Annotated in this window: 12 protein-coding genes; 11 read left to right on the top strand and 1 reads right to left on the bottom strand. The window is 66.5% G+C overall.

The annotated features are described in order from the left end of the window. Positions 1–332 precede the first annotated feature (332 nt). From LH400_RS03285 to LH400_RS03235, 11 genes are all read left to right on the top strand, one after another. Positions 333–1385 carry an HD domain-containing phosphohydrolase gene (locus LH400_RS03285; RefSeq protein WP_229151204.1) on the top strand — a complete coding sequence of 351 codons (1053 nt, stop codon included), beginning with the start codon at positions 333–335 and terminating at the stop codon, positions 1383–1385. Positions 1386–1772: 387 nt separating this feature from the next. Then, entirely contained in the window at positions 1773–2102 is a 330-nt protein-coding gene (locus LH400_RS03280) for an STAS domain-containing protein (protein WP_229151203.1), read from the top strand. Positions 2103–2224: 122 nt separating this feature from the next. Further along, the gene (locus LH400_RS03275; RefSeq protein WP_229151202.1) at positions 2225–2593 is read left to right on the top strand and encodes a response regulator; all 369 of its coding nucleotides are present in this window, start codon (positions 2225–2227) and stop codon (positions 2591–2593) included. Further along, complete coding sequence (locus LH400_RS03270) at positions 2590–4674, top strand: chemotaxis protein CheA (RefSeq protein WP_229151201.1); 2085 nt, start codon at positions 2590–2592, stop codon at positions 4672–4674. The genes LH400_RS03275 and LH400_RS03270 overlap by 4 nt, the downstream gene beginning before the upstream one ends. Continuing rightward, the gene (locus tag LH400_RS03265; RefSeq protein WP_229151200.1) at positions 4671–5171 is read left to right on the top strand and encodes a chemotaxis protein CheW; all 501 of its coding nucleotides are present in this window, start codon (positions 4671–4673) and stop codon (positions 5169–5171) included. The genes LH400_RS03270 and LH400_RS03265 overlap by 4 nt, the downstream gene beginning before the upstream one ends. Then, positions 5168–7276, top strand: a complete 2109-nt coding sequence (locus LH400_RS03260; RefSeq protein ID WP_229151199.1) for a HAMP domain-containing methyl-accepting chemotaxis protein — start codon at positions 5168–5170, stop codon at positions 7274–7276. The genes LH400_RS03265 and LH400_RS03260 overlap by 4 nt, the downstream gene beginning before the upstream one ends. Before the next feature lie 273 nt (positions 7277–7549). Then, a complete protein-coding gene (locus LH400_RS03255; protein WP_229151198.1) occupies positions 7550–9514 on the top strand; it encodes a methyl-accepting chemotaxis protein in 1965 nt (654 codons plus the stop codon). Between the two features lie 68 nt (positions 9515–9582). Further along, the gene (locus LH400_RS03250) at positions 9583–10047 is read left to right on the top strand and encodes a chemotaxis protein CheW (protein ID WP_229151197.1); all 465 of its coding nucleotides are present in this window, start codon (positions 9583–9585) and stop codon (positions 10045–10047) included. Between the two features lie 143 nt (positions 10048–10190). After that, the gene (locus LH400_RS03245) at positions 10191–11075 is read left to right on the top strand and encodes a CheR family methyltransferase (protein WP_229151196.1); all 885 of its coding nucleotides are present in this window, start codon (positions 10191–10193) and stop codon (positions 11073–11075) included. A 10-nt stretch (positions 11076–11085) separates the two neighbouring features. Next, the gene (locus LH400_RS03240) at positions 11086–12231 is read left to right on the top strand and encodes a protein-glutamate methylesterase/protein-glutamine glutaminase (protein ID WP_229151195.1); all 1146 of its coding nucleotides are present in this window, start codon (positions 11086–11088) and stop codon (positions 12229–12231) included. Further along, positions 12228–13985, top strand: a complete 1758-nt coding sequence (locus LH400_RS03235; protein WP_229151194.1) for a hypothetical protein — start codon at positions 12228–12230, stop codon at positions 13983–13985. The genes LH400_RS03240 and LH400_RS03235 overlap by 4 nt, the downstream gene beginning before the upstream one ends. Before the next feature lie 7 nt (positions 13986–13992). Here LH400_RS03235 and LH400_RS03230 read toward each other — a convergent pair whose 3' ends face one another. Beyond that, positions 13993–15015, bottom strand: a complete 1023-nt coding sequence (locus LH400_RS03230; protein ID WP_229151193.1) for a LysR family transcriptional regulator — start codon at positions 15013–15015, stop codon at positions 13993–13995. Positions 15016–15089 lie beyond the last annotated feature (74 nt).

The following is a 15089-nucleotide window of genomic DNA, read 5'->3' as shown; positions in this document are numbered from 1 at the left end:
GTCCGAGACGACCGCCGCCGTCGTGTTTCTTCCCGAAAGCCACGCACTGCGCGGCCCTGCCGGCCAGATCGAAATCCGCAGCAATGCGCGCCCTGATATGGCGGCAACATCCGCCAAATGGCGAATGACGAGGGCCGAACGCTTTCGCCGGTCCCTCGCGATCCTCGGAGCCTGAGGGACAAGGGCGTCTCTGCCTGCGAGCGATCGTCGCGCCGTGCCGTAGACGCCGTCCGACCCGGCGCAGGCCACTCGCGCATGAATTGCAATCCTTGCTTAATCCGATGGATGTATTCGGGAGCTTGTTCTCCTGGAGTTGCATGGGGTTTGTTTGCATGCGCGTGATGGTCATCGACGACAGCAGATCGAGCGCTGCCGCCATCGCGAACAGCATCGATGAAATTCCCGGAATCTCCTCGGCGATCTGCCTCGATCCGGAGGTCGCGCTGACGGAGTGCCAACGCGAACAGTTCGACCTCGTCCTCGTCGACTACATCATGCCCAAGCTCGACGGGATCGAGGTGCTGAAGACGCTGCGGGGCCTCGCGCCCTACAGGCTGGTTCCGATGATCATGATCGCCTCGACGATCAGCAAGGACGTGAAGCGCGAGGCCATCCAGGCCGGCGCGACCGACTTTCTGAACAAGCCCTGCGACTGGGTCGAACTGCAGGCGCGGGTGAAGAACCTCCTCGCGCTCCGGCAGGCCCAGATCGACCTTGCAGATCGCGCCCGCCAGCTGTCGGCCGAAGTCGAGGCCGCGACGGCAAGGCTGGTTGCCCGGGAGGAGGAGATCATCTGGCGATTGGCGCGGGCCGTCGAATATCGTGACGGCACGACGGGCGACCACGTCTCGCGGGTTGCCGAGATCTGCCGCATGATCGCCGAACAGCTGAGGCTCGGCCCCGAGAGTGCCCGGATCATCTATCTCGCAGCGCCGCTGCACGATATCGGCAAGATCGGCATTTCCGACGCGATCTTGCAGAAGCCGGGGCGGTTGACGCCTGAGGAAATGGCGCTGATGCGCCGCCATGTCGAGTTCGGTGCCGAAATCCTTGCCGATGCCTCGACCGAGGTGGTGCGCGTGGCCGGCGCGATCGCGAGAACGCATCACGAGAAGTGGGATGGCACCGGCTATCCGGCTGGCCTGTCAGGCGATGAGATCCCGGTCGAGGGGCGGATCGTCGCGATCGCCGACGTCTTCGACGCGCTCTGCTCCAAGCGGCCGTACAAGCCCGCCTGGCCGATCGAGAAAGCCTTCTCCGAGATCGTCTCCCTGAGCGGCAGCCATTTCGATCCCGCCTGTGTCGAGGCATTCGTCGCCTGCTGGTCGCGCATCTGCTCTCTAATGGAGGCCGCAGGGGAAGAGGCCGCGGCGACACCGCCGTAATCTTCGCCGCCGCTTTCCTGTCGCGGCCTCGCCTGTCTTCCGGTCCCGCTTGTGGACGCGTGTGCGGGCGGAGCGACCGGACGGGCCGGCCCTGCGGTCCCCCCGCCCTTAGCGACACATCGCCAGTTCCTTCCGCCGTTCGGTTCGCGGTCGATCGCGCGACGCGCCCGTCACGACCGGTGCTCGAAGTTCACCGCCATCGATCCTTCTGGCCTCGCCGGAAGAGACCTGCCGGTCGCACGCGGTCCAGGGCCGCAATGGCCAAATCTTCTCAAGAAAGCATTCTTAGCGGCGCGTTAACTTAGATGCACGGCAGGGTTTTAGAGCATGGAACCTTTTTTAAGAGATCGAGCCACATATTCGCGGCACATGGACGGGGCGAGTGCTATGAATCTGCCGATTGATGTCGATCAAGATGGTACATCCATCGTAAATCATAATTTTGATCTTGTCGGCGAGTGCGGCATCCGCAATGTCGGCGAGATGGCCTCGGCGCTTCAGACGCTCGCCGACGGCGACATCCGGATCGACGCACGCGGTCTGACCTCAGCGGATATCTCGGTTCTTCAACTCCTGGTCTCGGCCCGCAAGTCGGCCGCTGCCAAAGGACGGACCCTGTCCATCACCGTGGAAGAGGGCGATGTCTTGCATCGTGCGATCGACAGGGCCGGGCTCGGGTCCGCACTTCAGGACGTCCTCGCTCCGCTCCATCGATAGCCGCTTCTTTCCGGGCGGCCGGCCATGTCGGACGTCCGCCGCTTCGTCATTCGCGACTCTCTTCCGGCCGATCGGTCTTCCAAGTCGCAATACTCCAAACTCTTCAGCTTCGGAGCAATCCCATGAGCAAGACGATCCTGATGGTCGACGACTCTGCGTCGGTTCGGCAGATGGTCGGCATGACCCTCAAGCAGGCCGGCTACGACGTCGTCGAGGCGTCCGACGGACGGGAAGCCTTGCAGAAGGCCACCGCAAGCCGTGTCGATGCGGTGATAACCGACCTCAACATGCCCGGCATGGATGGGCTCTCCTTCATCCGCGCCTATCGCGCGACGCCGGCGAGCAACGGCGTGCCCATCGTCTTCCTGACGACCGAATCGGACGAAGGCCTCAAGGCGCAGGCCAAGCAGGCCGGAGCCACCGGCTGGATGGTGAAGCCCTTCAAGCCGGACCAGCTCCTGGCGATCGTGCGCAAGGTCGCCGGAGCATGAGCAATATCGATCCTGCAGAGGTCTTCCGCCAGGAAGCCGGCGATCTCATCGAGACGCTGGAACAGGCCCTTCTCGACCTCGAGAAGCGGCCCGACGACATCGAGATCGTCGGCCTCGCTTTCCGCGCCCTGCACACGCTGAAGGGCTCGGGAGCGATGTTCGGCTTCACCGCCGTCTCCGAATTCATCCACGAGTTCGAGACAGCCTTCGACCGCGTCCGCAAGGGTGAGGCCAGGGCCGACCGGAAGCTGATCGCCGCTGCGCTCGATGCGCGCGACCATGTTTCCCAGCTGATCGACGACCCCGATGTCGACCCGGCGCGCGGCGCGGCGATCCTCGCCGCCCTCAAGGTCGCGGTCAGCGGCGAAGGCACGGCCGCCGCGCCGGCGCCGCAGCCCGCCGAAGCGGCCCAGGCGGATCATGTGGCAGAAGCCCCTCCCGCCGCTTCGGCCGGCTGGCACGTTCGGTTTCGCCTTCCCGCCGACGCCCTGACGCTCGGCACCAATCCCCTCCTGCTCCTCGACGAGTTGCGGAGCCTCGGCCCGTGCGAACTCTTCGCGAATGCCGACGACGTCCCGCCGCTCGACCGGATCGAGCCGCAGCAGTGCTATCTCGCCTGGGACGTGACTCTGAAGGCCGACGTGTCTCAGGAGGCGGTGGACGACGTCTTTCTCTTCGTGCGCGACGACATGGAGCTTTCCATCGAGCCGCTGGCAACCGAGGCGTCCGCGGAGATCTCCGTTGCCGGCGACGATCGGGAGGCCCACCGCCAGCCCGGCGGAGCAGGGGAGGGCGCTGCCGCTGCGCCAGCGCCCGAGACCGGGGCGAAGCCGGCCGCCGCCAACGCGCCCGCCGGACCCGCGGAAAAGTCTCCGCCGGCCAAGAGCGAGCGCCACGCGACGCTGCGCGTTCCGGCCGAGCGGCTCGACGAGCTGATGGACCGGGTCGGCGAGCTTGTGATCGCCCAGGCCCGGCTCTCCCAGCTCGCCGAAACGATCCACGATCCCGCGCTCGTCAACGTGGCCGAGGAGATCGAGCGGCTGACGGCGAGCCTTCGGGACACGACCATGGGCACGCGCATGGTGCCGATCGGCTCGCTGTTCGGGCGCTTCCGCCGGCTCGTCCACGACCTTTCGGAGGAACTCGGCAAGCCGATCAGCTTCGTCGCCGAGGGCGAGGACACCGAACTGGACAAGACGGTGATCGAGCAGCTTGCCGATCCGCTGGTCCACCTCATCCGCAATTCGGTCGATCACGGTCTGGAGGCTCCCGACCGGCGCGCCGAAACCGGCAAGTCCGCGACCGGCACGCTGCGCCTGTCCGCCAGCCATCGCGGCGCGGAAGTCGCCATCGCCGTCTCCGACGACGGGGCCGGGTTGAACGGCGAGCGCATCCGCCGCCGGGCGGAGGAGGCGGGCCTCCTCGCGCCAGGGCAGCCGATCTCCGACGGCGAACTCAACCGCATGATCTTCCAGCCGGGCTTCTCGACCGCCTCGCAAGTAACGGCGCTCTCCGGCCGCGGGGTCGGAATGGACGTCGTCAAGCGCACGATCGACGGCTTGCGCGGCTCCATCGACGTCGACACCGTACCCGGCAGCGGGACCACGGTGACGCTCAGGCTGCCGCTCACGCTCGCCATCATCGATGGCCTGCTCGTGCGCGTCGGGGAGGATCGCTACACGATCCCGCTCGCAGCCGTCGAGGAATGCCTCGAACTGCCGGCGGGCGTCGATCGCGATGCGCGCGGGCGCAGCTTCCTCAACCTGCGTGGCGAGCTCGTCCCGTTCCTCAAGCTTCGCGAGCTGTTCCGCACTGAGGGCGAGCCCGACCCGTTCCAGAAGGTCGTGGTGGTGGCGTCCGACACCACGCGCGTCGGCCTCGTCGTCGATCAGATCATTGGCAACAACCAGACCGTGATCAAGCAGCTCTCGCGGCTGCACTCCGGGCTGAAGACCTTCTCCGGCGCCACGATCCTCGGTGACGGCACCGTCGCCCTCATTCTCGACGTGATGAACCTCGTCGCTTTCGGCCAGAGGCAGGAAGAGCGGCGGCGCGCCGAAACCCTCGGGAGAGCAGCATGAGCACGCGGCAGGAGAGTGGCGCCATGAACGCCCTGACCATCCGGCTTCAGGACGAGATGTTCGCGCTGGAAGCGACGAATGTCCGCGAGATCCTCGACCCGGTTCCGATCACGCGCGTGCCGAATGCCGGCGACTTCGTCGGCGGCCTCATCAACGTGCGCGGCAGCGTGGTGCCGCTCGCCGACCTCAGAGTCAGCTTCGGGATGGACCGGCCGCCGCCGGACGCCGACACGAGGATCGTCGTCATGGAGATCGATCTCGACGGCGAGCCGCTGGTCGCCGGCATCCTCGCCGACAAGGTCTACGAAGTCACCGATATCGCCGCGGCCTCGATCGAGGAGGCCCCCAGGGTCGGCATGCGCTGGCCGGCGGAATTCGTGCGCGGCATCGGCCGGCGTGACGACGACTTCGTCATCATCCCGGACATGAACCGTATCATCAGGGCAGAGAGCGACAGAAACTCGGCCCTTGCAGCAAATGAAAGGACCGATCGATGAGGTTCACCCTCAAGGCCAAGTTGGGGGCGACCTTCGCGGTCGTCGTCGCCTTGTCCGGCGTCAGCATGTTCGTTGCGATCCAGAATCTCGGCGAGCTCAACGGGGCGATCGACGGGATCGTCGACGGCAATGTGGCCCGCAACGAGCTTGCAGCCTCGATCAATGCGCGATCCCTGCGCATCGCCCGCGACGAGAAGAACCATATCCTCGCCGACACTGCCGCCGAATTCGAACGGTTCGGCGACCGGATCAAGACCGAGGAAGCGGCGCTTCGCGGCGAGGTCGCGAAACTGCACGACATGTCGAGCGAGGTCGGCAAGCCGCTCGTCGAAGCCTTCACGAACGCCTGGACCGGCTTCATGGAGCAGCACCAGAAGGTCGAGCAGCTGTCCGCCCTGAACTCGTCGAAGAATGCGATGAAGAAGGTGGAAGAGGCAGGCGAGCTCTCCGAGGCGGCGCTTACGCCCTATCGCGGCATCGTCGACAGCCTGCGCGTCGCGGCGGTCGCGACCGCGGACCCGTCCAAGTTCCGGGCCTTCGAGGCCACGAAGGATTTGGAGAGCACCGTCGAGGACGCCGCCCTGAACCTTCGCAACGTCGTCCTGACGATGAGCGATCCCGACGCGCAGAAGCAGTATGTCGCCACGCTCGATGCTTCGCTGGTGGAGCTCCAGCAGCAGATGGACACGGTCGGCGTGCTGCTGCCCGAGAGCGAGAAGAGCGCGTTTGCGTCCTTCGCGAACGGCATCGCCGCATGGCTCCCGGTCGTCAAGTCGGCAGAGACGATCGCCATCGAGAAGGGTGACTACTTCGCCTACGAACTCGCCAATGGCGCGGCCGCCGATGCCCGTCAGAAGGCGGTCGAAGCCCTCAACGCCATCATTGATCTCAACAAGCGGCAGATGGCCGACGCCAGCGCCGCTGCCGGCGATCTCTATGCCTTCTCCCGCAACCTCCTGATTACCCTCTTGATCGCCTCGACCCTGATCGCGGCAGCCGCTGCGACCTGGATCGTGTTCAACATCAGCCGCGCCGTCGCCAGCGCCCTCGGCCTTGCCCGGTCGGTCGCCGACGGTAATCTCGACGCGACAGCGAGCGTGAAGTCGAACGACGAGATCAAGGATCTCATCGACGCCCTCAATGCGATGGTGGCGAAGCTGAGGGTCATCGTGAGCGAGGTGACGGGGGCGGCCCGCAATGTCTCGTCCGGCAGCCAGGAGATGTCCGCGGCGGCCGAACAGCTGAGCCAGGGTGCGACGGAGCAGGCCTCCTCGACCGAGGAAGCGTCCTCGTCGATGGAAGAGATGGCTTCCAACATCAAGCAGAACGCCGACAACGCCCAGCAGACCGAGACGATCGCCCGCAAGTCCGCGCAGGACGCCCAGGCGAGCGGCGAGGCCGTGGGCAAGGCGGTCAAGGCGATGGAGACGATCGCGGAGAAGATCCTGATCGTCCAGGAGATCGCTCGCCAGACCGACCTTCTGGCGCTGAACGCGGCGGTCGAGGCGGCGCGGGCCGGCGAACACGGGCGTGGCTTTGCGGTCGTCGCCTCGGAGGTGCGCAAGCTCGCCGAGCGCAGCCAGGCGGCGGCGCAGCAGATCTCCGGGCTTTCCGGCGATACGGTGAAGGCCGCGCAGGAAGCGGGCGAGATGCTGACCCGGCTGGTGCCGGATATCCAGCGCACGGCCGAACTCGTGTCGGAAATCTCCAATGCCAGCCGCGAACAGAACGCCGGTGCCGCCCAGATCAACACGGCGATCCAGCAGCTCGACAAGGTGACCCAGCAGAACACCTCCGCGGCCGAGGAAATGGCCTCGACCTCGGAGGAGCTGGCGAGCCAGGCCGACCAGCTGCAACAGGCGATTTCCTACTTCCGAATCGACCGGACTGCGACCACGGAAGCACCGGCCACGCGCCCGAGGGGGATCGTGAAGCCCTCCGGCCATGCCGTCACCGACATGCAGAATGCCATCCGCGCCGCGGCGCCGGCGATGTCGGGGGGCAGAGGAGCAGGCAGGAAGAGCGACGGCGGCTTCGACCTCGACATGGGCGATGGCGGCGACGATCTGGACAGCCGCTTCACCCGCAGCGGCCGGGCCGCCTAGCCGAGCCGATCAGGCTGCGTTCGCCAAATCGTCTCGAACGGCGAATGCCGGAGAGGCGATGACACCGAAACATCGTCGAGCGAGGGCCTCATTGGCTCGGACCGGCATGCATGAAGCAGGCGGCTTCCCCTGAGGGAGCCGCCGATACCACCAACGACCCGAGCTCCTTTCAGAGCCGGCACGTGGCGGCAGGATGATCATCCCGGAGAGGGATGGATACGCAAATGCGACGATGACGCTGCTTGCGTCGAACGACATGGGGATACGGGGAACATGAAACTTTCACTGAAGGCGAAATTTGCGGCCGCATTCGGCTCGCTGCTCGTCCTGATGATGGCGCTGGGGGGCCTGGCGATCATCAAGATGAGCGACATCAACGACGCATCGACCGTGATCGCGGAGAACTGGCTGCCGAGCGTCGACTCGGTCAATCGCATCAACACCGACACGTCCGATTTCCGGATCCTCGAATATCGGCACGTGTCCTCCCTCGATCCGGCGACGATGCGCAGCGTGGAAGTGGAAATCGAGAAGCTGCTCGTCTCCATGGACAAGCACAGGGCGATCTATGAGGCGCTCATCTCCTCGCCCGAGGAGCGGGCGCTCTATGAGCAGTTTTCCGGCAAGTTCAAGCGATACATGACGCTGCACGAGCAGATGCTCGCTCTGTCGCGGCAGAACCAGAATGAACAGGCCGTCGCGGCTTTGGATAACTCGCGCGAGCTGTTCGACGATTTCTCGGCGGACATGCTGCAGCTCGTCAGAATGAACAGGGATGCGGGCAAGGCGGCGAGCGACGCCGCGACCGTCGACTATGCGAACGCCCGCATGATCGTCCTGTCGATGATCGCCTTCGCGGTCATCGTCGGCATCGCCGTCGCCGTCTTCGTCAGCCGTAGCATCCTGAAGCAGCTCGGCGGCGAGCCCGACTACACCGTCTCCATCATCCGGGAGATCGCGGTCGGAAATCTCGCCGTGGAGGTCAACACGGCCAAGGGCGACACGACGAGCCTCCTTGCCAACGCCAAGGGCATGATCGCGAACCTCAAGGGCGCTGCCGGCGTCGCCGACCAGATCGCTGCCGGCGATCTTTCGGCGCAGCCCAAGCCCCTGTCGGACAAGGACACGCTCAACCTCTCGCTCCGCCAGATGGTCGAGAACCTGCGGCAGTCCGCGGCCGTCGCGGACCGGATCGCTGCCGGCGATCTGACGGTCGAGCCGAAGCCTCTGTCGGACAAGGACACGCTCGGTCTGGCACTGCAGAGCATGGTCCAGCGACTGCGCGGGATCATCGCCGACGCACTGTCCGCCGCCCACAACGTCTCTTCGGGCAGCCAGCAGCTCTCCGCGAGCTCCGAAGAACTCTCCCAGGGTGCGACGGAGCAGGCCTCCTCGACCGAGGAAGCGTCCTCGTCGATGGAAGAGATGGCTTCCAACATCAAGCAGAACGCCGACAACGCCCAGCAGACCGAGACGATTGCCCGCAAGTCCGCGAAGGACGCCCAGGCGAGCGGCGAGGCGGTCGAGAAGGCGGTGAAGGCGATGGAGACGATCGCGGAGAAGATCCTGATCGTCCAGGAGATCGCCCGCCAGACCGACCTTCTGGCGCTGAACGCGGCGGTCGAGGCGGCGCGGGCCGGCGAACACGGGCGTGGCTTTGCGGTCGTTGCCTCTGAGGTGCGCAAGCTCGCCGAGCGCAGCCAGGCGGCGGCGCAGCAGATCTCCGGGCTTTCCGGCGATACGGTCAAGGCCGCTCAGGAGGCAGGCGAGATGCTGGCGCGGCTTGTGCCGGACATCCAGCGCACGGCCGAACTGGTGGCGGAGATCTCCAATGCAAGCCGCGAACAGAATGCCGGTGCCGCCCAGATCAACACGGCGATCCAGCAGCTCGACAAGGTGACCCAGCAGAACACCTCCGCGGCCGAGGAAATGGCCTCGACCTCGGAGGAGCTGGCGAGCCAGGCCGACCAGCTGCAGCAGGCGATCGCCTACTTCCGAATCGACGGAACCGTCGACGGCGAGCTTGCGGAGAGCCCAGCGCCGCGCAAGTCGACTGCCGCCAAGAGGAAGGCCGGCCTCGGTGTCGCGGACATGCAGGAGACCATCCGGGCGGCGGTGCCGTCCATGCCCGCGGCAAGGCGCGGCGGGAAGGTCCAGGGCGGCGGCTTCGAGATCGACATGAACGATGGCGGCGACGAGCTAGACAGCCGCTTCACCCGCAATGGCCACGCCGCATAGCGTCCGCGCCCAAATCCGCCTGCGGCGCCAGCCGCAGGCGACGCCCAATCTGATGCGAGGAAATCGAGATGGCCGACCAGACGCAGTATGTGACCTTGGGAGTCGCCGATTCCCTTTTCGCGGTCCCGGTTGCCCAGGTGCAGGAGATCCTGGAGCCGCAGCCGCTTGCGAAGATGCCCCGCGCGCCCGCCGATTTCCTCGGTGTCATCGACGTGCGCGGCCAGAGCGTTCCGGTCACCGACCTGCGCCTTCGGCTCGCCATGCCGCCGGCGGAGGACACGCTCGACACGCGGATCATCGTGCTCGAGGTCGCGATCGACGGGACGCAGCGCAAGGTGGCGCTGAGAGCCGACCGCGTCTTCGAAGTGGCGTCGCTCGACGGCCCGCTCGAGCCTCCCGCCCGAATGGGGACCCGGTGGCAGGCTGACGGCGTCGCTGGGGTCGGCCGGCGCAACGACGCCTTCGTCACCGTCTTCGACCTCGACCGCCTCTTCTCGGAAGAAAGCGCGCCCGAACCGGACGTCGCGGCCTGAGGGCCGGGCCGGTCGATCGCTGAAATCTCGCCAGCCTGCGCTGCACCGCAGGATCGGGGCGGGGCCGCCGCCAGCGCCGCCTCCGCCTCTCCCGCCCTGCGCTGCCCGGGCCGGCTCGCGGCCTTTTGCCGAAGGAACAATTGATGCAACTCCAGACCGCACGCGTGGGGGCCAGGTTCGTGCCCGACGTCTCCACGCTCGACCAGATCGCGCCGGAGGATTTCACACGGCTGGCCAGCCTGGTGACGCGGCAGACGGGCATCAAGCTTCCGCCCGCCAAGCGGCTGATGATCGAGGGTCGGCTGCGCAAGCGGATGCGCGCCGTGAACAAGCCGAACCTCACCGCCTATTGCCGTTTCCTGTTCGACGAGGGCGGGCTCGACAGTGAGATCACGCATCTCATCGACGTGGTGACGACCAACAAGACCGACTTCTTCCGCGAACCCGAGCATCTCCACTTCATGGAGAACCACATGGTGGATGCGCTGCTCGCGCAGCCGCGCCGGCGCCCGCTCCTGAAGGTCTGGAGCGCGGCCAGTTCCAATGGAGCGGAAGCCTGGTCGATCGCGATGGTGCTGGAGGATGTCCTGCGCAGGCGCCGCGATTTCAGCTATGCGATCCTCGGGACGGACATCTCGACCATCGTGCTCGCACAGGCCCGGCGCGCGATCTATCCGGCCGAGGTCATGGATCCGGTCCCTCGCGACAAGCGTCAGCGATACGTGATGGACAGCCGCACGCCGGAGCTTCGCGGCGAGGTCCGGATCGTCCCGGAACTGCGTCGCTGTGCACGCTTCGATCGCATGAACCTGATGGATACAAATTACCCCTATGATCGGGACGTGGACATCATCTTTCTGCGCAACGTTTTGATCTATTTCGAGAAAGCCGATCAGGAAGCAGTCGTCTCCCGTCTTGTCGGGCATTTGCGCCCGGGCGGCTACCTCGTCGTCGGTCATTCCGAGTCGATGGTCGTCGTGGAGGCGAATGTGCGGCAGGTCGGACCGACCATCTTCCAGAAATCCTAGGGAGCGATCGATGGCGAGCCAAGCCTCAAGGAACAGTGGCGAGAAGATCCGGGTCCTGATCGTCGACGATTCCGCCTCCGTTCGCACGACGCTCAGCGCCATTCTCTCGGATGATCCCGAGATCGAGGTGATGGGGACGGCCGCCGATCCCTATCTCGCCGCCGAGAAGATCCGCCGCGAAATTCCCGACGTCCTGTTCCTCGACATCGAGATGCCGCGCATGGACGGCCTGACCTTCCTGAAGAAGATCATGGGCCAGCGTCCGATCCCTGTCGTCATCTGCTCCAGTCTTGCCAGCGACCGGTCCGACGTGATGATGGAGGCCTTGGCCGCCGGCGCCGTCGACGTGATCACCAAGCCGCGGGTGGACACGGCGCAGTACCTCAACGATTCCCGCATGCTGATCTGCGACGTCGCCAAGGCCGCGGCTCATGCCAAGGTGCGCGCCGGCCTGCAGCGCCAGCCCAAGCTGGTGGTCGAGGCGAAGCATCTCGCCGATGTCGTGCTCCCGCCGGTGTCGGACGCGCGGGCGGCCTCGCTCAAGCGATCGATCCCGAAGACCGATCCGATCGTCTGCATCGGCGCCTCGACCGGAGGTACCGAGGCCCTGGCGGCGGTGCTGACCAAATTGCCGGCGGCGAGCCCGGCCATCCTGATCGTCCAGCACATGCCGGAAAAGTTCACCATGGCCTTCGCCCGCAGGCTCGACGGCATCTGCCAGGTGGCGGTGAAGGAGGCCGAGGACGGTGATCTGGTGATCGCCGGCCGCGTCCTGATCGCGCCGGGCAACCGGCACATGCTGCTGCGCCGGACCGGCAGCCGCTACACCGTCGCGATCCAGGACGGGCCCTATGTCTGCCGCCATCGCCCGTCGGTCGACGTCCTCTTTCGCTCCGCCGCGCAGAATGCGGGTGCGAACGCGATGGGTGTCCTCCTCACTGGCATGGGGGACGACGGCGCCCGGGGACTCAAGGAGCTCAGGACGATGGGATGCCACACGGTCGCGCAGGACGAGGAAACCAGCATCGTGTTCGGCATGCCGCGCGAGGCGATCGAGCTGGATGCGGCCTGCAAGGTCCTGCCGCTGCAGAAGATGGCCGACGAGATCCTACGACATTGCCCCGGAACCGCCCAGACTTCCAGGATTGCCTCATGAGTGCACTTGCCGCCGTCCGTCCCGACATGTTCGACGACGAGGCGATGCCATTGTCCCTCTCGGGCGGGCCGACCAATTCGCTCCGCAGGCAGCGCGAAGGGCTGAGCGGGACGATCGCCGCGATCGAGCAGATCTTCCTCGGTCTCGGCGAGCGCCTCCTCACATGCCTCGGCGTTCTCGGCGAGATGCAGTCCGCCTTTGCGGCCGTCACCGAGGCTCACGCCAGCCCCGAAGTCGCCTCGGCGGAAGCCGCCATCCGCAACCTCGTCGGCGAATGCCTCCATCTCGTCGATCGGCTGCACCAGGAGCGCATGCTGATCCAGCGGCTGACCCGGGCGCTGCGGACCGCCGCTCCCCGGATCGACGATCTGCGCCAGACGGTGGCGATGATCTCCGCGATCGCGATCAATGCCAGGGTCACCGCGGCCGGCATGCGCAACGAGGGCAATTCCGAGCTGGCCGTCTTCACCGACGATGTCCTCGAACTGGCGCAGCGCGCTTCGTCCGTGGTGGGCGAGTTGCAGAAGGGGCAGAGCCGGCTGCGGACGCTTCTCGTGAATGCCGCCGCCAGGAGCGAGGCCTTCGAGCAGAACTTCCGCAATGCGACGGAACACCTCCGGGAACGGATCGAGGCCGACCTTGCCGGCGCGGTCGGCGAGCGCGATCAGGCCGCCAATGTCGGCTCGTCCGCCGCGAGCATCTCCAAGGCGGTCGCGCAGGAGGTCTCGACCATCGTCGCCTCGATGCAGATCGGCGACAACACCCGCCAGCGTCTGGAGCATGTCTCCGCCGGCCTCGCTGTGGTCGACGACGAACCGGCGGCGGCGCCGACGATCCTTCGCCTGCAGCTGGCGCAGCTCGAGAACACGCGCGACCATCTCGTCGAGGAGACCGGCCGCATCCGTGACGCGATCCTCGTCCTGTCGCGCCGGATCGATCGCTCCTTCAAGACCCTGAAGAACGAACTCAAGCAGGGGAGCGGCTCCGAGGGCCCCGGCACCAAGCGCCTCGCCGCGGACATCTCCCGGGCGGCCGAGGAACTGACTGTCTCGGAGACGGAGCATCGCCATGTCGAGGCTCTGGCCCAGACGGTCAGCGACGATGTCGAGATGTTCAGCGCCTGCTCCAGCGAGATGCGCACGTTGGAATTCGAGATGCGCCTCGTCAGCCTGAACACCGCCGTCACCTGTTCCAAGCTCGGGCAGGAGGGCAAGGCGCTCGGCGTCGTCTCCCTGCAGATGCGCGATCTGGTCGGCGAGATGGTGACGCGGTCGGAATCGGTAGCCGAGGCGCTCTCCGAACTCGGCACCGGTGCGGCAGAACTCGCCGAACTGCGAGCGGCGTCGGAAGAGTCGAGCATGGCGAAGCTGATCGCCGATGCCGAGCGCAGCCTCGGTCTCCTCCAGACGGCAGACGGAAAGCTGCAGACGGTGGGGACGGTTCTCGGCGAACTCGGCGACCGCGTCGCGTCGCTCACATCCGATGCCGGCGCCGCGCTCGGCCGCCTGGACGGGCTGGTCGAGGAACTGGACGCCATCGAGGCCGATCTGGCGGGCGACGTTGCCGACGAGACGGCCGGCGTTCCGGCCCTCTCCGAGGAGGAGCAGGCCCTCTTCGCCCGGCTTCGCGCCTCCTATACGATGGAGGTCGAACGCCAGATCCACGACGGTCTTCTCGGGACCCCCGCGCCGGCCGATGCTGCGCCTGCCGGCGGCGGGGACGCGGACGACGACATCTCGGCCATGCTCTTCTGAGCCTCGGTCAAGGCCGCAGATTCGTGCCGGCGGCCGGGCTCGATGACGAGACGCGGGCGAAGCGCTGGATCACCCAGGAACGGAACAGCGCGATTGCCGGGTCCGACATGTCGTCGGGATGGACCGCCAGATAATAGCCGAAGCCGCTCAGGCGGGTGGCGTCGAACGGCGTCACCAGGCGGCCTTCGGCGATCTCCTTGGCGAACATGTTGATGTCGACGAGGACGATGCCATTGCCGGCGAGCGCCCACTGGACCGCCAGGGCCTCGGAATCGAAGGCGAGGCCGCTTCTCGGCGGTATGTCGACGGAAAAATGCCTTGCATAGGCTGACCACAGCGCGCCAAAGGGCTCGCCCTCGAGCCGCGTGTGCAGGAGCTCGTTGCTTTTCAGGAAGGCGGCAAGGTCCATGCCCTTGCATCGCTCGGCGACTTCCGGGGCGCAGGCGGGCGTCTGGCTGATCATCCACAGCGGGTCGCGCACGACGTCGTCGAGCTTCGGCCGGTCGAACACCACGGCGATGTCCGAGCCCCGCGCCGGCGGCAGGCCGATTCCGTTCGAGGAAAACAGGTCGATCGCGACTTCCGGGAAGGACAGGCGGAACTCGCGCAGCAGCGACAGGCCCGAGACGTTCATGAAGGTCGGCGGCATGTGGACGCGCAGCATGCGCGGACCGCTGCCCGCCTTGCGGCGCAGCGTTTCCATCGTCGCCTCGATACGGTCGAAGGACTTGGAGACGACCGGCAGCAGGGCCGCGCCCGCCTGGGTCAGGACGAGGCCCTGCGGCCGGCGCTCCAGAAGCTTGCAGCCGATGAGTTCCTCCAGCCGGCCGACATGGCGGCTGAGCGCGCTCTGCGAGATGTGGAGCGCGGCCGCCGCACCGGTGAAGCTCAGGCGTTCCGCGACCGCTTCGAAGGCGCGCAGCGCGTTGAGTGGCAGCCAAAGCCGCGCCGCCCCTTCGCCTGCCTCGCCCGGCTGGAGCTTCGGCTTTCCGCGGGCATCGTCGACCGGCTCGAATGCTCGGACCGCCATGGTTTGCCTCAATTCGATAGGGCAATGCAAAAATGATATTTGATAGCCGCATGGGCGGCTGCCAAGCTTCGTGC

The organism is Jiella soli (genome assembly GCF_020615385.1).
Taxonomy (GTDB): Bacteria; Pseudomonadota; Alphaproteobacteria; order Rhizobiales; family Rhizobiaceae; genus VKMB-3413.
Note: the sequence above shows the minus strand (reverse complement) of the source record. Positions and strands in the feature narration are given on the sequence as shown.